Origin of the sequence: Acrocarpospora phusangensis, assembly GCF_016862995.1 — a bacterium.
Classification (GTDB): Bacteria; Actinomycetota; Actinomycetes; order Streptosporangiales; family Streptosporangiaceae; genus Acrocarpospora; species Acrocarpospora phusangensis.
Genome location: NZ_BOOA01000038.1, coordinates 1 through 16,442, shown reverse-complemented (window position 1 = coordinate 16,442; position 16,442 = coordinate 1). Strand labels below are relative to the sequence as shown.

17 protein-coding genes and 1 pseudogene are annotated in these 16,442 nt (G+C 71.0%); 9 read left to right on the top strand and 9 right to left on the bottom strand.

The features are described from left to right. Positions 1-144: 144 nt before the first annotated feature. On the bottom strand, positions 145-741 hold the full coding sequence (locus Aph01nite_RS22625) for a TetR/AcrR family transcriptional regulator (protein WP_239161887.1): 597 nt from the start codon (positions 739-741) through the stop codon (positions 145-147). 73 nt (positions 742-814) lie between these two features. Here Aph01nite_RS22625 and Aph01nite_RS22620 point away from each other — a divergent pair, with 73 nt between their 5' ends. Beyond that, positions 815-1,648: an NAD(P)H-binding protein gene (locus Aph01nite_RS22620; RefSeq protein ID WP_204042960.1), complete on the top strand. Its 834-nt coding sequence runs from the start codon at positions 815-817 to the stop codon at positions 1,646-1,648. Between the two features lie 716 nt (positions 1,649-2,364). On the opposite strand, the gene Aph01nite_RS22615 is transcribed toward Aph01nite_RS22620, so the two are convergent. From Aph01nite_RS22615 to Aph01nite_RS22605, 3 genes are all read right to left on the bottom strand, one after another. Then, positions 2,365-3,561: a carboxymuconolactone decarboxylase family protein gene (locus Aph01nite_RS22615; protein ID WP_204042959.1), complete on the bottom strand. Its 1,197-nt coding sequence runs from the start codon at positions 3,559-3,561 to the stop codon at positions 2,365-2,367. A 229-nt stretch (positions 3,562-3,790) separates the two neighbouring features. After that, on the bottom strand, positions 3,791-4,519 hold the full coding sequence (locus tag Aph01nite_RS22610) for an SDR family NAD(P)-dependent oxidoreductase (protein ID WP_204042958.1): 729 nt from the start codon (positions 4,517-4,519) through the stop codon (positions 3,791-3,793). Positions 4,520-4,709: 190 nt separating this feature from the next. Beyond that, a complete protein-coding gene (locus Aph01nite_RS22605) occupies positions 4,710-5,009 on the bottom strand; it encodes a hypothetical protein (protein WP_204042957.1) in 300 nt (99 codons plus the stop codon). A gap of 321 nt (positions 5,010-5,330) precedes the next feature. Between Aph01nite_RS22605 and Aph01nite_RS22600 the strand changes: the two genes are divergently transcribed. After that, positions 5,331-5,828, top strand: coding sequence for a MarR family winged helix-turn-helix transcriptional regulator (locus Aph01nite_RS22600; protein WP_204042956.1), 498 nt, complete (start codon positions 5,331-5,333; stop codon positions 5,826-5,828). Positions 5,829-6,132: 304 nt separating this feature from the next. On the opposite strand, the gene Aph01nite_RS22595 is transcribed toward Aph01nite_RS22600, so the two are convergent. Further along, on the bottom strand, positions 6,133-7,143 hold the full coding sequence (locus tag Aph01nite_RS22595) for an alpha/beta fold hydrolase (protein WP_204042955.1): 1,011 nt from the start codon (positions 7,141-7,143) through the stop codon (positions 6,133-6,135). 98 nt (positions 7,144-7,241) lie between these two features. After that, positions 7,242-9,077 (bottom strand): helix-turn-helix domain-containing protein, encoded by a 1,836-nt coding sequence (locus Aph01nite_RS22590; RefSeq protein WP_239161886.1) that lies wholly within the window; start codon positions 9,075-9,077, stop codon positions 7,242-7,244. 139 nt (positions 9,078-9,216) lie between these two features. Between Aph01nite_RS22590 and ribB the strand changes: the two genes are divergently transcribed. From ribB to Aph01nite_RS22575, 3 genes are all read left to right on the top strand, one after another. Beyond that, positions 9,217-9,891 (top strand): 3,4-dihydroxy-2-butanone-4-phosphate synthase, encoded by a 675-nt coding sequence (gene ribB, locus Aph01nite_RS22585; protein WP_204042954.1) that lies wholly within the window; start codon positions 9,217-9,219, stop codon positions 9,889-9,891. Positions 9,892-9,896: 5 nt separating this feature from the next. Then, the gene (locus tag Aph01nite_RS22580) at positions 9,897-10,550 is read left to right on the top strand and encodes an HAD family hydrolase (RefSeq protein ID WP_204042953.1); all 654 of its coding nucleotides are present in this window, start codon (positions 9,897-9,899) and stop codon (positions 10,548-10,550) included. 65 nt (positions 10,551-10,615) lie between these two features. Next, the gene (locus Aph01nite_RS22575; protein WP_204042952.1) at positions 10,616-11,299 is read left to right on the top strand and encodes a response regulator transcription factor; all 684 of its coding nucleotides are present in this window, start codon (positions 10,616-10,618) and stop codon (positions 11,297-11,299) included. On the opposite strand, the gene Aph01nite_RS22570 is transcribed toward Aph01nite_RS22575, so the two are convergent. Together Aph01nite_RS22570 and Aph01nite_RS22565 are read right to left on the bottom strand one after the other, a co-directional pair. Continuing rightward, positions 11,300-11,722 carry a hypothetical protein gene (locus tag Aph01nite_RS22570; protein ID WP_204042951.1) on the bottom strand — a complete coding sequence of 141 codons (423 nt, stop codon included), beginning with the start codon at positions 11,720-11,722 and terminating at the stop codon, positions 11,300-11,302. A gap of 126 nt (positions 11,723-11,848) precedes the next feature. After that, positions 11,849-12,217, bottom strand: coding sequence for a VOC family protein (locus Aph01nite_RS22565; RefSeq protein WP_204042950.1), 369 nt, complete (start codon positions 12,215-12,217; stop codon positions 11,849-11,851). A 277-nt stretch (positions 12,218-12,494) separates the two neighbouring features. On the opposite strand from Aph01nite_RS22565, the gene Aph01nite_RS22560 reads away from it, so the two are divergent. Continuing rightward, entirely contained in the window at positions 12,495-13,301 is an 807-nt protein-coding gene (locus Aph01nite_RS22560; RefSeq protein WP_204042949.1) for an inositol monophosphatase family protein, read from the top strand. Positions 13,302-13,409: 108 nt separating this feature from the next. On the opposite strand, the gene Aph01nite_RS22555 is transcribed toward Aph01nite_RS22560, so the two are convergent. After that, the gene (locus Aph01nite_RS22555; RefSeq protein ID WP_204042948.1) at positions 13,410-14,174 is read right to left on the bottom strand and encodes a TetR/AcrR family transcriptional regulator; all 765 of its coding nucleotides are present in this window, start codon (positions 14,172-14,174) and stop codon (positions 13,410-13,412) included. A 56-nt stretch (positions 14,175-14,230) separates the two neighbouring features. On the opposite strand from Aph01nite_RS22555, the gene Aph01nite_RS22550 reads away from it, so the two are divergent. The 3 genes and pseudogenes from Aph01nite_RS22550 to Aph01nite_RS22540 all read left to right on the top strand — a co-directional run. Next, a complete protein-coding gene (locus tag Aph01nite_RS22550; protein ID WP_204043018.1) occupies positions 14,231-15,148 on the top strand; it encodes an ATP-binding cassette domain-containing protein in 918 nt (305 codons plus the stop codon). After that, positions 15,145-15,927: an ABC transporter permease gene (locus tag Aph01nite_RS22545; protein WP_204042947.1), complete on the top strand. Its 783-nt coding sequence runs from the start codon at positions 15,145-15,147 to the stop codon at positions 15,925-15,927. The genes Aph01nite_RS22550 and Aph01nite_RS22545 overlap by 4 nt, the downstream gene beginning before the upstream one ends. Positions 15,928-15,974: 47 nt before the next feature. Beyond that, positions 15,975-16,442, top strand: a pseudogene (locus tag Aph01nite_RS22540) (hypothetical protein); the annotation flags it as partial.

Genomic DNA, 16,442 nt, shown 5'->3' with positions numbered 1-16,442 from the left:
CGCCGGGGACCGGGCAAGAGCTGAGGAAGCTTCGCAACCAAGAGCAGCCCCAGCCTGCACTCAAGATCCTTCGCAGCGCCAACGGTTGTCCGCCGGTCCCTCACCCCCGGTGTCGTCAGACTCAAGAGGTACAGCGCTGCGACCTTATGCGGCTTCCATGGAGTCAAGCCAGGCGAGCAGGCGGGCGCCCTCTCGGTCCATGACACTCGGGTCCCGCAGAGCGTTGGTCAGCAGGGACATGCCCTGGTAGGCGCCCACCAGCGTCAGAGCCAGGCTGTCGGGTTCCGGCTGGCCAAGCTCGTGGAACTGGCGTTCCACCCAGGCGAGCAGCAGCCGGATGACCCTGCCCGCCTCGACATCCAGGCCATCCTTGTCGCGTTTGTCCAGCTCGACGGCGAGCGTGCCGGTCGGGCAGCCGTAGCGGGCGGCGAGGTCGCGTTGGTCCATCCAGGTCTGGATCAGGCCCTTGAGGCGCTCGCGGGGGTCGGAGAGCTGGTCCAGGCGACCGGTAAGCAATTCCAGTTGCCGTGCGTGCTCGCACAGCGCGGCAACGACGAGCTCGTCCTTGGTCTTGAAGTAGTAGTACACGTTGCCCACCGGGACGTCGGCCACGCGCGCGATGTCGGCGATGGTGGTGCGCTCGGCGCCCTGCCGGTGGACGACTTCGGCCGCGGCCCTCATGAGTCGCTGCCGCTTGGCGCTCGCTGCCCGGACCCGGGCAGGCTTCTCGAAGTCAGTCACCTAACTAACAATATACCCCGCTCCATGCTATCGTCCTATTTTAGTCAGCCAACTAACTAATTAGGGACCTCTCATGATAGTCATCACGGGCGCCACTGGAAACGTCGGTCGCACCCTGGTCCGCATCCTCGCTGAGCAGGGGCGCGAGGTGACCGCGGTCTCCCGCCGCGTCGCCCAGACCGATGTGCCGCCCGGCGTTCGCGTGGTCGCCACCGATCTTTCACAACCGTCCACCGGGGTGCACTCCGAGGTGGACGCGGTCTTCCTGCTGGTCGGCGGCGACCTGATGATGACCGGCGACCCTGCTCGAGTCATCGCCCCGTTCGCAGACGCGGGCAAGATCGTCCTACTCTCTTCCCAGGGGGTGACCACCCGCCCGGGCTCCTTGTCCCACGGCCAGGCCTTCGCCGCCTTCGAGCGGGCTGTCATGGCTTCCGCCACCGAGTGGGCCATCCTACGTCCCGGCGGTTTCGCCTCCAACGCCTACGCCTGGGCACCATCCATCAAGGCGAATCGCACGGCCGCAGCGCCCTTCGCCGAAATCGGACTCCCGGTCATCGATCCCGACGACATCGCTGCCGTGGCCGCCGTCGCTCTGACTCAACAAGGTCACGCAAAGGCGATCTACGAACTGACCGGCCCCGCGCTGATCACACCACGCCAGCGTGCCACCGTCCTCGGTGATGCCCTCGGGGACCCTGTCACCTTCATCGACCAGACTCGGGAAGAGGCCCGCGCCCAGATGCTCACCTTCATGCCTGCCCCGGTGGCCGACACCACCCTGGACATTCTCGGCACCCCAACCCTCCGCGAGCAGACCGTCAGCCCCGATGTCGAGAAGATCCTCGGTCGCGCCCCCGGCAGCTTCGCCGACTGGGCAAAGCGCAACATCGCCGCCTTCCGCTGACGCTGGACTCTTCGCCCGGTTTGCCGGACCCTTCGCGGCGGATGAAGGGTCCGGCTTTTCCGGCGCCTGGCCCGAGAAGGGCCCTGGTTTTCCGACCCTTCCCCGAGCTCTGGCCGGGGGCGGTAGGGGTTGGTGGCGGGATCTCGCACACCTCGCGGGGGCCGTGGTGTCCACCGGCGACGTGGCGCAGCGCGCCCTTTGCGATGAGGGAGCCGATCACCTCCAAGCGTTGGGAACGGCTGGTGCTCCGGGTACGGCGCACGAAGTCGGGGTTGGACTCGATGCCGCGCCTGGCCTGGCAGGTGGCGTCGCCGGGCGTGCTCGGCGAGGATCATCAGCACCCTGTGCTCGCGGTGGGCAGGGTGTCCGGGCGTGGTCCATTACCTCGGCAAGCAGCCGGATGCCGGCTCAACGCTCGCTCTGCAGGGGCGGCATGCCGAGCATAGCCCCGTTACCTTTTTGATCATCCCCGCAGCGCCTGCAGAGCCGGATGCTGCAGGGGCTGCTGTGGGCTGGCGCGGGTCTGCTCACGCGTTCGTCGCACAGGTCCCTCAGCTGATCTGGTGGCACCCCGGAGCTCGCGCCGCCTGTCGGTGCGTCGAACCGTGCGTAGGAGCCGACGCGTTCGGTGATGCGGTCCAGCGTCGCCTGCAGCACCGCGATGTCGAACGGGACACTCATCCCACCTTCACCTGCATGACGTCCCCCTTGCGGTGTCAGTCCTGGTGGGTCGCGGCGTCACGGCGGTCGAACACCTTCTCCGCCACTGCCAGGGCGTCCATGGCCTTGGCGAAACCGCCGATGGCGGACATGAGCGTGATGGCCTCGATGATCTGCCTGCGGGTGACGCCGGTGTTCAGCGCCGCTTCCATGTGGAAGGCCAGTTGATCGCTCCCGCCGCCCTGTGCCGCGATCGCCGAGATGACAGCCAGGTGCTTGGCCTTGTCGTCCAGAGCTTCACGGCCGAACAGTTCGCCGTAGAGGTAGCCGACGGACAGCCGGTGCAGACCCGGGGCATACTGCTCGGCCAGGTCCCAGCCCTCGCCCACGGGCAGCCGCTCCGGGTTGAGGGCCTCCAGGGTCGCCGTGCCCTTCCCGAACTGGGCGCCAGGTTCTCCTCGGAAGGCGTCGACGGTGAAGGACTCGTAGTCCTTGGCGGTTCCGCGCTCGTCGCGTTGGTCGAAGACGTGCTTGCCATGGCGCAGCGCGGTCATGGCGTTGGTGATGCCGATGTTCAGCGCGAGATGGCTGAAGATCTCCGCCACTTCCTGCCGGGTCCAGCCGTTGTTGAGGGCGCCGTTGATGTGCCAGATGAGTTGCAGCGAGGTGGCGCTCACTGCCGCGACGTTGCTGATGATGAACAACTCGCGGTACTTGATTGATGTGCCGGGATGAAGGAATAGGTCGTTGTAGAACACCGAGACCGCATGCCGCCAGAAATGCGGTGCCAGGCTGCCGACGGCTGTGTAAGTCTCATCCGTCGGGCCGGCGGGATAGACCTGCGCAATGGTGGCCTGCGCGCGCTCCCAGCGCTCCTGGACGTTGCCGCCTGGAGAGTCCTCCTCCGTCCAGACGCGTTCGGCGTCCCTGCCCAGATTCTTCTCGTCCCGCTCGGCGAAGACTTTCGCGGCGACGGCGATCGCGTTGACGGCCGTCGGCGTTCCGGAGGCCTGCGAAATGGTCGCCAAGCCTTCGACGATCGTCTGACGGGTGGCTCCGGCGGTGAGTGCGGCATGCATGTGCGCGGGCAGTTGGGAGGCGCCCTTGTCGCCGATCGCCGCCAGCGCCGCCACCGTCGCCAGTTCCCGGTCCATCGCCGCCAGCGCCGGGGTGGCCGTGTAGGTGTCGATGAGCGAGTCGTAGTGCTGTCGTAGCTCGTCAGCGGCGACTCGGGCGATGTTCTTCTCAGGCATGGCGATTACCTCGTGGGTTCGTGTCTCGTAGGCGCTGGAAATGGCGCCGTATGGTGCGGTGAGAGAGCACCGTTGGCTGAAGTGGCCCCAGAACCCGGCTTTCGGAACGTTCCATTCCCCGGCTGAGCATTTGCCCAGCTGAAGCCCAGAAGTTGAACCGTGTGCGGGCCGCAGGTTGGTACACCGGGGGCCGGTTGGAGTGTGTACGTGCTGTTGTCGGCCTGCGGTCTCAGCCCATGCTGAGGCGCCCGCCCCCTACTTCCAGGACCACTCCGGTGATGTAGCTGGCGCGAGATGAGGCGAGGAAGACCACCGCTTCGGCGACCTCCTCGGGTTCGGCGATGCGGCCCATGGCCGTGGTGTCCGCGATCTTTCTGAGGGTGGTGGCGTCCATGGCGTCGGTTCCCGGCGTACGGGTGGGGCCCGGCGCAACGGCGTTGACGCGCACGCCCGCCCTGGCGAACTCCTCGGCCCACACCGCGGTCAGCTGCTCCAGCGCGGCTTTGGAGGCGGAGTACATGCCGGTGCCCTTGGTCACCACGGCAGCGGCCAGCGTGCTGACGTTGACGATGGAGCCGCCGCCGCGCTCGACCATGCCGGGCGTCAGCGCGCGCACCAGTACGTAGGGGGCCTTGGTGTTGAGATCCATGTGCAGGTCGAACAACTCGGGCGTCATATCCGAGGTGGGCAGGAACTTGTAGGTCCCAGCGTTGTTGATCAGCACGTCGACGTTGCCCGCCTCCTGAGCCAAGCGTTCGACGTCGTGCGCATCGGTGAGATCGGCCTCGACGAAGCGGGCCGTTCCGCCGTTGGCCTGGATCTCCGCGACAACCTCGGCGCCACGGGCGGCATCCCGGCCGTGCACGATCACCTCGGCGCCTTCCTGTGCCAGTTGGATGGCCACCGCCCGGCCGATACCGGCGGTGGCGCCAGTGACAAGAGCGATCTGTCCTGCCATTTGCATGTCCTTCTCCCCATCAAGAGTAGTTAGGTGACTACCGTTCGGATTGGGTGTCGATGACGCTCCGTACCGACCGGCTTGAGATGGGGCCGCTGGGTCGCCCGCCGATGATTGTGTGCAGGAGCCCCACCCGGCCGCTGCGCACAACATACTTCATTGATACAGGGCAAGCAAATGATGAAGGATCCTACAATGATGCTGAGGGGTAGGAGATGACGGAACGATCGGGTTCCAGGCCGCAGTCGCCCCACCAGGATCGCGCCGGAGTGTAGGGCAAGTGGGTCGGCAGCAGCACCGGCAGCGGCAGCAAGCTGATCCCCATGAACCGCGAGTGGCGCAGCAGGGCCAGGTCGAGCACGAGGACCGGAGTGGCAAAGGTGCAGACGACGGACGCGAGCGCGAAGAGGGCGATGCCCGCCTGGAAGACGCGGCGGCGGCCGATTCGGTCGGCCACGGTGCCGATGGCGAGCATCAGTGATGCGAACACGGATGTTGTAGCCGACGACCACCCACTGCAGGGCCTGTGCGCTGGGACGCAGATCCTCGGCGGCATCGGGCGAGGCGGCGCTGGCGTCCGCGAGGGCCACGGGAACGAGGAAGACGGCAAGAGAGATCAGGCGCGGCGTCAACCACGCAGGACACTGATTCGATGAAGAGGGTGTATTCGAAGCGCATCAGGGGCACGTCCGTCGCAGCCCGGGTGGGCGCGAGTCGAGTTATGGCGACCTTCACTTTTGAAGGGTCCTTTGTTGACGCAGCGGTATAATTTGAAGCAGGGAACCGAGGCGAGGTTAGGTGAGTTCGGCTAATGACCAGCAGCGCCGGCAGTCGGAAGGGCGAAGCGCGGCCAGGCGAAACGAGTGCGGCGACAGAGTCGTCCAGCACGCTCGGCTTTCACCTCAAGCGCGCCGAACAGGTACTGATCGCCCGTAAGGCCAGCGCCGTGCGGGCCCTGGACCTGACCGAGCCGCAGTGCAAGGTGCTCGGGTTCCTCGCCGACGGCGCAGCCAAGTCCTGCACTCAGCTCTCCCGCGAGGCGCTCGTCACCTCTCAGACCATGACCGGCATCGTGAAAAACCTCGAAGCCAAGGGGCTGGTCCAGCGCCACGCCTCCCCCGATCACGGCCGTGTCATGCTGGTCTCCCTCACCGAGGCCGGCGCCGACCGCGCCGCCGCTGCCAGCGACCTGGCCCACTCCGTCGAGGCCAGCCTCCGCGAAGCGATGACCACCGAGGACTACGACCACCTGCTCGCCCTCCTCCGCCGAGTCACCGCGGTCGCCCCCGAACTCGCCCTCGGACCCTGAGCCGGGTGCCGACATGGCCGCGGCCAGGGCTGCCGGGGCTGTTCAACTGGTCGTCATCCAGCACCGGGTAGCCCTGGCCGCGTAGCTGCTCCAAGGCGTCGTCGATGAGGGCAAGGACATGGCGGCTCTTGAAGATTCGGCCGTAGGTGTTGATGGCCTCGCCGAGGGCGGTGGGCTGACCGTCGCGCTCAGCATCCGCACCACGTCGTACGGGCTGACCTCGCTGGTGTAGATCGAGGCGACCAGCAGTGCTGACGGACCTTGTTCAGATCCAGCCTGGTTCAGCCCCGCGCCCGCGTGACGGTCACCTCCGGGACAGGTGGGCGTCCAGGGTGGTGACGAAGTCGGCGGGCTTCTCCAGGTGGGGGCTGTGGCCGCAGTCCTCGAAGACGACCTCGCGGAAGTTGCCGTACGCGCTGAGCACCGCCCGGGTCTGGGCGATCATCGGCTGGGCGGGCGTGCCGGGGGAGCCGGGGATGACGCCGAGCGCGCCCAGGTGGGCCAGGTCGAACAGCGAGGTGTCGGAGACGATGACGTCGTCGGCGCCGCGGATCCACAGGATGGGCGGCTTCGGCTCGATCGAGGCCAGGTCGTCGATGCGGAAGCGGGTGGGGGCGAGCGAGTTGAGCACGCCGCGCGTGCCGGGGGCCAGGCCGGGCCACGCCTCGGAGGAGGCGGCGTCGCCCGGGTAGTGGTCCTCGCCGACCCGGGTGGTCAGCATCGACTCGACGTAGAAGTCCTCGTCCTCGATGACCGCGCCCGGCTTCACGTACGCGGTGCGGAACACGTTGCGCGGCGTCAGCGGCGACGCGTCGGACCGGTCGCCCTCGGCGAGCAGCTTGACGAAGTCGGGGTTGGCGCCGCCCGCGCCCGCCCCGGTCCCGTCGGCGTGGGTCAGCCGCCCGTCGGAGCCCTCCGTGCCGCCGAACCCGTACGGCGAGACCGGGTTGACCAGCGTCACGCTCGCCACCACCTCCGGCCGGTCCCGCAGGGCCTGCAGCACCACGCCGCCGCCCATGCTCCAGCCGACCAGGTGCACCCGCTCCAGCTCCAGCGCCTCGATCAGCGCCAGCACGTCATCGGAGTAGTCCCGCAGCCCGCGCGTGGCGTCCACCGGCTCGGGATCGGTCTCCCCGAAACCACGCAGATCCACCGCCAGCGGCCGGTAGGCGCTGGACAGGGCCCGCAGCGCGTCCCGCCAGAAGGCGGCCGAGGACACGTTGCCGTGCACGAACAGCACGGCTTCGCCCTCCGCTCCCGGCACGGAGAGGACGTTCTGGGTCAGGCGGGACGTGGCGATCCGCTCGTTCTTCATGCCACCGGCTCCTTTGTCGCGTGGTTGGCTCACCGTACGCACGGACGGCCGCCGCGCCTATGGGGCGCCCGCACATACCTGCCTTACCGGCCATGGGTTCACAGCCCATCCCGCAGGCGGTGCAGGCGCAGCGCCAGCTGGATCTCCAGCGCGCGTTCCGGCTCCTGCCAGTCGCCGCCGAGCAGCTGGCCGATCCGGTCCAGCCGCTGGGTGACGGTGTTGACGTGGATGTGCAGCGCGTCGGCCGTACGGGACAGGGAGCCGCCGGAGCCGAAGTAGGCGGTCATCGTCTCGCGCAGGTGGGTGCCGCGCCGGGCGTCGTAGTCGACGACCGGGCCGATCGCGTCGGCCAGGAAGGCCGGCACGTCGCGCCCCTCGCCGATGAGCAGGCCGACGAAGCCCAGTTCGGCCGCGCTGGCGCCGTCGCCGCCGCGGCCGAGCGCGCGCAGCGCCTCCGCGCACCGCTGGGACTCCCGGTAGGCCCCCGGCAGCGGCCCGACCGCCGCCCCCGCGGTGGCCGGCCGGCCGAGCGCGGCGGTCAGCTCGGACGCCACCCGCCGCGCCAGGACGCCGGGTTTGTCGCCGGGCAGGAGCAGGATGACCTCCTGCCCGCGCGCGGCGGCCAGCCCGTGCTCGACGGCCGCCTGCGCCGACGCCCAGAACGCGGCGCGCTCCCGCTGCCCGTCGTGCCGGGCGACCACCAGCACGTGCGGTTCGTCCAGGTGCACGCCGAGGCGGCGGGCCCGGTCGTGCAGCCCGTCCAGCTCCGGCCGGAAGACCAGGTCGTCCAGGAGTTCGCCGCGCACCCGGCCCTCGGCGTCGGCGACGCTGCGCCGGAACAGCAGCAGCAGCGCGGTCACCAGCGCGGCCCGTTCCAGGATGCGCTGGTCGGTGTCGGCGATCGGGGCGGCGGCGCGCAGCACGAGCGTGCACAGGGGGGCCGCGCCCACGTCGACCGAGGCCACGAACACCTCGCCGCGCCGTACCGTGCGGCCCAGGGCGCGGGAGGAGCGGGCCGCCTCCGACACGCCCTCGTCCAGTTCGGACGCGTCGCCCACCAGGGGGCGTCCTTCGTCGTCGAGCACGGTCAGGCGGCCGCCCAGCACCTCGGTCACCACGGCCGCCACGTCCTCGACGCCGCCGCCGCGCAGCACCAGGCCGGTCATGCGGTCGTGCGCGGCCGCGGCCCGCTCGATCGCGTCGCTGTGCGCCCGGATCAGCCGGTTGGCCTCGCTCAGCTCGGCCAGCGCCGCCCGCGTCTCCTCCAGCAGCCGGGCCGTGTCGATGGCCACCGCCGCGTGCGCGGCCAGCGACGACAGCAGCGTCACCTCTTCGTGCGCGAACGGCCGCGCGCTCCGGTTGGCCGCGAACAGCACCCCGATGACCTGCGCGCCCAGTCGCATCGGCACCCCGAGGATGGCGACCAGGCCCTCCTCGCGGACCGCGCCGTCGATCGTCATCGTGTGCCGGAACCGCTCGTCCGCCAGATAGTCCCCCGTGTTGTACGGCACCGCCGACTGCGCCACCAGCCCGCCGAGCCCGGCCCCCATCGCCAGCCGCAGCCCGCGGAACCGCGCCGAGATGGACCCGTCGGTGACCCGCATGAACGTGTCCCCGCGTTCGGCGTCGTTCAGCGTCATGTACGCGACGTCGGTGCCCAGCAGCTGCCGCGCCCGGCGCACGATCGCGGCCAGCACCGCGTCCAGGCCCCGCAGCGCGGCCAGGTCGCCGGCCGTGTCGAACAGCGCCGACAGCTCCGCCTCGCGTTTGGCCCGCCGCCGCAGCATGCCCCTGACCCGCAGCGCCGCGACCTTGTCCCGCTCCAGCCGCTCCAGCGTCGCCGCGTCGGCGCCGTCGGCCCGCGCCCGCAGCACGGGGCCCTCGAACTCGACCGCGGACGCCTCTCGGACGAGCAGTTCCAGAAACACGTCCACACGCGGCAAGCTATCCGCCTCGCCTCACCCCGGCAAACGGCACGTCATGGGCGTGCCTCGCCGTGTGTCGGAGCCACCCCGACCCGACGCCTTAGCGTAGTTATATAACTACTTTTCGTTAGAATTCGGGGGTTCATTCATGCTCGATACCGTGACCGCCGCGATCAAGGAGATCGCCGCGGGCCGTCCCGTCCTCGTCATCGACAACGAGGACCGGGAGAACGAAGGCGACCTCGTCGCGGCCGGATCGCTCATGACGCCGGTGCTGATGGCGTTCCTGATCCGGCACAGCGGGGGAGTGGTGTGCGCGGCCATGGAGGGCCCCGACCTGGACCGGCTGCACCTGCCGCCCATGGTCTCCCTCAACGTCTCCCCCAACGAGGACCCCAACGCCCCCGCGTTCACCGTCTCCGTGGACGCCGCCGACGGCACCAGCGGCATCTCCGCCGCCAGCCGCGCCAACACCCTGCGCCTGCTCGCCGACCCCGCCACCGGCCACCGCCAGCTGCAACGCCCCGGCCACGTCTTCCCGCTCCGCGAGAGCGAAGGCGGCCTGGCCGCCCGCCAGGGCCACACCGAGGCCGGCCTCGAACTCGTACGCCTCGCCGGCCTGCCCCCCGTGGCCGCGCTCACCGAGGTGCTCAACCCGGACGGCACCCTGGCCCGCCTGCCCCAGCTGCGCGTCTTCGCCGACGAGCACGACCTGCTGCTGATCTCCGTCGAGCAGCTGATGGAGCACCGCGGCATCCGTGCCGGCGGTGTGGCCGGCGGTGTGGCCGGCGGTGTGGCCGGCGATGTGCCGGCCGGGGTGTGACCCCGATGCGAGCCGTCGTCTTCGACCTCGACGACACCCTCGTCGCCAGCGGCCATATCTGGGACCGCATCTGGCGTGACTACCACGCCCGCCACCACGGCCGCGGCGCCGACATCGGCGCCCTGCTCGGCGGCTCCGACTGGCCCGTCCGCCTGGCCGACGCCTGCGGCACCGACCCCGGCCAGGTCCACGCCGAATGCACCGAAGCCGCGCTCGCCGCCCTCCACGACGGCCGGATCGCCCTGCTGGACGGCGCCTTCCCGCTGCTGGCCGCCGCCGCCCTGTGGGTGCCCGTCGCGGTCGCCTCGGCCGCCCCGCACCGGTACGTGCACGCCGCCGTCACCGCCCTCGGCCTGACCGGCCACGTCACGGCCGTCATCGCCGACGAGGACGTGGTCGCCGGCAAGCCCGAGCCCGACGCGTACGTACTGGCCGCCGAGCTCCTCGGCCACGACCCGGCCGACTGCCTGGCCGTGGAGGACTCCGCCCCCGGCATCCTCGCCGCCCGCGCCGCCGGCATGACCGTCCTGGCCATCCCCAACCAGAACCGCCGGCCCGGCGACGACGTCCTCGCCCTCGCCGCCCACCGGGCCGCCACCGCGGCCGACGCCCTGCCCATCCTCACCGGGATCATCGCCCACGGCGAGGTCAGCGTGTGACATCCCCGCCCTGATTCGGGGCGGATCCGTGGTACCGGCGCATGCGGGTGGCTACCGTTGCCCGCATGAGCGGACCGGTGGGCGTTCTGATCGCGGACGACGATCCGCGGTCGCGGGCGGGACTGCGCACGGCGCTCTCCGCCGCCGTGGACCTGCGCGTGGTGGGGGAGGCGGGGGAGGGCGACCAGGTCGTCCCGCTGGTGGAACGCCACGATCCCGACGTGGTGCTGATGGACATCCGGATGCCCGCCTGGGACGGGCTCGCCGCCACCCGGACGCTGCGGGCCCGGCCGGACCCGCCCGAGGTGATCGTGCTGACCGGCCGGGACACCGGCGACACCGGCGACACCGACGCCGACGTGCTCGGCGCGCTGCGGGCGGGCGCGGCCGGCTTCCTCCGCAAGGACGCCCCGCCGGAGGAACTGGTGACCGCGGTCCGCCGGGTGGCGCGGGGGCAGCCGGTGCTGTCGGCCGCGGTGACCCGGCGGCTGGTCGCCCGCGTCTCGGCCGCCGACCGGGACCGCCGCCGCGCGGTGGCACGGGCCCGGCTGGCGTCGCTGAACGCGCGGGAGCACGCGGTGGCGGTGGCCGTGGGGCAGGGGCGTACCGACCGGGAGATCGCGGCGTTGCTGTACCTGAGCGGGCCGGCCGTCCAGGCGCACCTGTCGGGCATCCTGGCCAGGCTCGGCCTCAACAACCGGGTGCAGATCGCGCTGCTCGCGCACGACGCGGGGCTTCTCGAGGACTGATCACACGCGGGTCATGATGGAGTCGTAGCCGCCTCCGCCCGGGTACACCCAGGCGCCCGCCATCGTGTCGCCGTCGAACTCGCCGCGGAAGTACGCGGGCGAACCGGGCTCGCCGGCCCAGATGGTGAGGGTGTCGCCGTCGAGTTCGTACACGTAGTCGAAGGTGCAGCCGTCACCGCCGTAGTAGCGGGACTTGATGTCGCGGCTGGGCTCCTCGGCGCCCAGCGTACGCTCCCGGCCGATGATCTCCAGGCCGACGACGGGCTCCCCGAACTGCTCCAGGTTCACGTCCTGGGCGAGGAAGAACCCGCCCTCCAGCCATCGGTAGGTGACCGTGCCGATCGCGCCGCCGGTCACCGTCCAGGTGCCGACCAGCCGGTCCAGGGCGCGCAGGGCGACGTCGGGGGTCTCTGAATGCGTCATGGGGTCGTCCTTCTGCTTCTCGCGGTGTGTCCTTCACCCCTGAGGCGCGAGACGCGGCCTGGCCGTCGCGAGACCGGACCTAGCCGAAGACGCGGCGGCGCCTCTCAGGAGGCGCCGCCGCCGGTTCTAGTCCTCCTGCAGTACGGAGAGGATGTTGCCCGCCGGGTCCTTGAACCAGGCGATGAGCGGACCCCCCAGCCGGAAGACGCCCTTCTCGTCCACCCCTTCGTAGTGCTCGAAGGTGATGCCGCGCGCCGCCAGCTCCGCCATGGCGGACTCGATCTCCGGGACCGGGAAGTTCAGGATGGTGAACGTCGCGGGCGTGTGCTGATCGCCCTTCGGGTAGACGAGCGTGTCGCGGTCCCCCGCCAGGTGCAGGAAGAGCAGCCCGTTGCGCTCGCTCACGTTGAGCCCGAGCGTCTCCCCGTAGAACTTCCTGGCCTCCGCGATGTCGTCCACGGAGAAACCGCTGAAGGCCCTGGTGTTCTCGAACATGATGTTCCCTCCTGCTGCCGGTCTGTTCTCAAAGGAGACGTGGAAACCAACGAGCCGGTTTCGACATGGTGGATGAGGAAATTCCGCTACCCAGGAAGCATCCGATGAAATATCTGAGCCTGATCCACACTAACCCGGCCACGCGCAGGGTCTGGGGGCCAATCGCAGGCTCAGCACGAATCCGGATACCGGGCCCGGTCAGTGTTCCTCGTCCCGGACGCCGCCACCTGGAGTCCCGCGCCGCGCGCCTCACTCCGTGACGATCTATCCTGCGCGAATGACCTTTCATGAGGGCACGGACGCGGAGTTGGCCGTCGCGGCGGCGCAGGCGGGCGCCGCCGTGGTGCGCGGCAGGTACGGAACCCCGCTGACGCGGGTGCAGAAGTCCGCCGGCGACTTCGCCACAGCCGCCGATCTCGAGGCGGAGAAGACGATCGTGGACATTCTCCGCCACGCCCGGCCCCACGACGCCGTGACCGGCGAGGAAAGCGGCCACCTCGGCAGCGACGGCGCGGAACGCCGCTGGCTGGTCGACCCCCTGTGCGGCACGTTGAACTACGCGGTCGGGAACATGCTGGTCGCGGTGAACGTCGCCCTGCGCACGGGATCGAAGACCATCGCGGCGGCGTCCGCCGACCCGTTCAGCGACGAGGTGTTCTGGACCGGCGGCGACCGCGCCTACCTCCGCAGCGATGGCGTGGACACCCCGCTGACCCCTTCACCGGAGTCACGCCTGGTGGACGTCAACCTCGACCCGCCGTTCCCCAACGCCCCCGGCTTCCGGGCCGTCGACCTCCTGGCCGCCCCGGCCTTCACCGAACATTTCCGTCCCCGCGTCGTGTCCACCACCCTGGCGGTGGCCTGGGTCGCCGCCGGGCGCAGAGCCGCGTACGTCACCGACGGCCACCTCGCCGACAGCGTGCACTTCGCCGCCGGCCTCGCCCTGTGCCAGGCCGCCGGATGCGTCGTGACCGGCATCCACGGCCAGCCCCTGCACACCGGCACGGGCGGCCTCATCGCCGCGGCCGACCCCGAGACGCACGCCGCCCTCCTGGCGGCGATCCGCGATCAGTCCGCGCCCTGAACGAGCGCGAAGGGGCGTTCGAGCCGACAGCGGCACCGGCGGTTCCGCCGGGATCACGGCACGCTGCTGGAGCGGCGGGCGAACGCGGGACAGCGCGGCTGACGCGGTTCAGGCGCGGCCGGTGATCAGCAGGCTGATGCCGTCCAGGACGCGGGCCAGGCCGAACTCGAAGGCGTGGCCCGGGTTGTAGGCGCCGCCGTGCTCCTCCCCGGCCGCGGTGCCGACCCGGGTGGCGATCGGGAACCGGCTCGGGTCGACCATCGTGTTCAGCAGCGGCCCGTACGCCTGCCACCACTGCTCGTCGGTCATGCCGGTCTCCTCCTGGGCGCGGGAGGCCTCCACCGCGCCGCGGGCCGCGCCGTGCACGTAGCCGGACACCAGCGTGACCACCGAGTCCATCTCCAGGTCCGACAGGCCGATGCCGTCCACGGCGGCCAGTTCGGCCTCGTACTTGGCGATCGCGTTCGGGCCCAGCGGGGGTCTGCTGGTGGCGACCTGCAGGATCCACGGGTGCCGGTGGTAGAGCGCCCACTGCTCGCGCGCGATCGACTCCAGCCGCTCCCGCCAGCCGCCGCGCGGTGTCTCCCGGTAGAGCGCGCCGTAGACGGTGTCGAGCATGACGTCGATCAGTTCGGCCTTGCCCGGCACGTACGTGTACAGCGACATTGTGCCGACGCCGAGCCGTTCGGCCACCCGCCGCATCGACAGGGCGGCCAGGCCGTCGGCGTCGCCCACCACGATGGCCGCCTGGACGATCACGTCCACGCTCAGCTCGGGCTTGCCCTTCCGGGACGCCGGGCCCCTGCCGGGCGCGCGCCAGAGCAGCGCCAGGCTGCGGGCCGGATCTCCCTGGCCGCTGTATTGCGTCGTCATGGTCGCGCCAGCCTACCCGTACAACTAACCGTATGATGTACGGTACGGTGTACGACATGATAGACGTGACCGGTCTGGGCAAACGTTTCGGCGACACCCCAGCCCTGCACTCCCTCGACCTCCACATCCCCGAAGGCCAGGTGCACGGCCTGCTCGGCCCCAACGGAGCCGGCAAGACCACCCTCATCCGCATCCTGACCACCCTGCTGCGCCCCACCGCCGGCCACGCCACCGTCGCCGGCTTCGACGTCGTACGGCAGGCCGCCGACGTACGCCGCCGCATCGGCCTGGTCGGCCAGCACGCCGCCGTCGACGAACTCCTCACCGGGCACCAGAACCTCGACATGTTCGCCCGCCTGTCCCACCTGCCCCGCCGTACCGCCGCCGCCCGCGCGGGGGAGCTGCTGGAGCGCTTCGGCCTGGCCGACACCGGCCGCAAACCGGTCAAGGACTACTCCGGCGGCATGCGCCGACGCCTGGACCTGGCCGCCGGGCTGATCCTCTCCCCGCCGGTGCTGTTCCTGGACGAGCCCACGACCGGTCTGGACCCGCGCAGCCGCGACCAGGTCTGGTCGGCCATCCGCGACCTGGCCGGGCAGGGCTCCACCATCCTGCTCACCACCCAGTACCTGGAGGAGGCCGACCGCCTCGCCACCCAGATCTCGATCATCGACGGCGGGCGGCTGGTGGCGGCCGGGACCCCCGCCGAGCTGAAGGCCACCATCGGCGGCGACCGCGTCGAGGTCGTCGCCGCCTCGGCCGCCGACCTGCCCGCGGTGGCGGGGCTGCTCGGGCCGTACGCGCACATCGAGGAGGAGACGCGGCGGGTCAGCGCGCCCGCGCCCGACCGGGTCGCCGCGCTGACCGGGGCCGTGCGCGGCCTGGCCGAGGCCGGCATCGCCGCCGAGGACATCGGCGTGCGCCGGCCCACCCTGGACGAAGTGTTCCTGCGACTCACGGAGGCCGGAAAATGAGATGGGCCCTGGCCGACGGCTGGACGATCACCCGCCGCGACCTCAGGCACTGGGCCAACCAGCCCGGCCAGATCATCGTGGGACTGCTGTTCCCCGTCCTGATCGTGCTCATGTTCGGCTACCTGTTCGGCGGCGGCATGACCGTCCCGGGCGGCGGCGACTACCGCGAGTTCCTGATGCCGGGCATGTTCGCGCTGACCATGGTCTTCGGCCTGGAGACCACCTTCGCGGCGGTCAGCACCGACGCCGCCCGCGGCGTGACCGACCGGTTCCGCTCGCTGCCCATGGCCTCCTCGGCCGTGGTGACCGGCCGGGCCGCCGCCGACCTGCTCAACTCGGTCCTGGGGCTCGCGGTGCTGATCGGGTGCGGCCTGGCGGTCGGCTGGCGGGCCCAGGACGGGCCCGGACGGGCGGCGCTGGCGATCGGGCTGCTCCTGCTGCTGCGCTTCGCCCTGCTGTGGCTGGGCATCTGGCTCGGCCTGGTCGCCGGCAGCCCGGACCTGCTGGTGGCGGTCCAGATCCTGGTGTGGCCGATCGGGTTCCTGTCCAGCGCGCTGGTCTCGCCCGCGACCATGCCGGGCTGGCTGGGCGCGATCGCGGAGTGGAACCCGCTGTCGGCCACGGCCACCGCGGCCAGGGAGCTGTTCGGCAACCCAGGCTGGGGCGGCGACTCGTGGGCGGCCCAGCACGCCATCGCCATGGCCGTCGCGTGGCCGGTGCTGATCGTCGCGGTGTTCTTTCCGCTCTCGATCCGGGCTTTCCGGCGGCTGGGGAGCTGACCCGCCGATAACGTGTCGGGCACACGGCGCGAAAGGGGAGTCCCAGCGTGGCACGAGACCCCGATCGGGTCGCCCTGATCCGGGGCTTGGCCGTATTCGAACCCGGCGATCCGCCCCGGGCGGGCCGGATCGCCTTCCACCCGCCGCCGGGCGCGGACGGGGCTGTGGTGCGGATGCCGGTCGCTGAGGCGATGCCGCTGCTCAGCCTGGCCCGCCGTGAGCCGGACGCGCATCCGTCGGCCGCGTTCTGGGGGGCGGCCGTCGTGGTGGCGCTCCAGCTGGTGGCCCGTGGGCGAATCCTGCCCGCCGGGGACGACTCATGGCGGGCGGGACCGCTGTCCGGCCCCGACCAGGAACGCCTCGCCGAACTGGTGGCCACGTTCGCCGCCCCGGACCTGGCAGAACCGTACGCGTCAGGCCCGCTCGAGGAAGGCTCGGACGCGACCGATCCCGGCGCCACCGGAGCCGGGATCCTGAGCACGGATGCCCCGGACGCGGGCAACTCGCAAGCGGCT

Coding starts and splice junctions, on each gene's coding strand:
- Aph01nite_RS22620 (WP_204042960.1), top strand. CDS start 815: ATGATAGTCATCACGGGCGCCACTGGAAACGTCGGTCGCACCCTGGTC.
- Aph01nite_RS22615 (WP_204042959.1), bottom strand. CDS start 3,561: ATGCCTGAGAAGAACATCGCCCGAGTCGCCGCTGACGAGCTACGACAG.
- Aph01nite_RS22610 (WP_204042958.1), bottom strand. CDS start 4,519: ATGGCAGGACAGATCGCTCTTGTCACTGGCGCCACCGCCGGTATCGGC.
- Aph01nite_RS22600 (WP_204042956.1), top strand. CDS start 5,331: ATGACCAGCAGCGCCGGCAGTCGGAAGGGCGAAGCGCGGCCAGGCGAA.
- Aph01nite_RS22595 (WP_204042955.1), bottom strand. CDS start 7,143: ATGAAGAACGAGCGGATCGCCACGTCCCGCCTGACCCAGAACGTCCTC.
- ribB (WP_204042954.1), top strand. CDS start 9,217: ATGCTCGATACCGTGACCGCCGCGATCAAGGAGATCGCCGCGGGCCGT.
- Aph01nite_RS22580 (WP_204042953.1), top strand. CDS start 9,897: ATGCGAGCCGTCGTCTTCGACCTCGACGACACCCTCGTCGCCAGCGGC.
- Aph01nite_RS22575 (WP_204042952.1), top strand. CDS start 10,616: ATGAGCGGACCGGTGGGCGTTCTGATCGCGGACGACGATCCGCGGTCG.
- Aph01nite_RS22570 (WP_204042951.1), bottom strand. CDS start 11,722: ATGACGCATTCAGAGACCCCCGACGTCGCCCTGCGCGCCCTGGACCGG.
- Aph01nite_RS22565 (WP_204042950.1), bottom strand. CDS start 12,217: ATGTTCGAGAACACCAGGGCCTTCAGCGGTTTCTCCGTGGACGACATC.
- Aph01nite_RS22560 (WP_204042949.1), top strand. CDS start 12,495: ATGACCTTTCATGAGGGCACGGACGCGGAGTTGGCCGTCGCGGCGGCG.
- Aph01nite_RS22555 (WP_204042948.1), bottom strand. CDS start 14,174: ATGACGACGCAATACAGCGGCCAGGGAGATCCGGCCCGCAGCCTGGCG.
- Aph01nite_RS22550 (WP_204043018.1), top strand. CDS start 14,231: ATGATAGACGTGACCGGTCTGGGCAAACGTTTCGGCGACACCCCAGCC.
- Aph01nite_RS22545 (WP_204042947.1), top strand. CDS start 15,145: ATGAGATGGGCCCTGGCCGACGGCTGGACGATCACCCGCCGCGACCTC.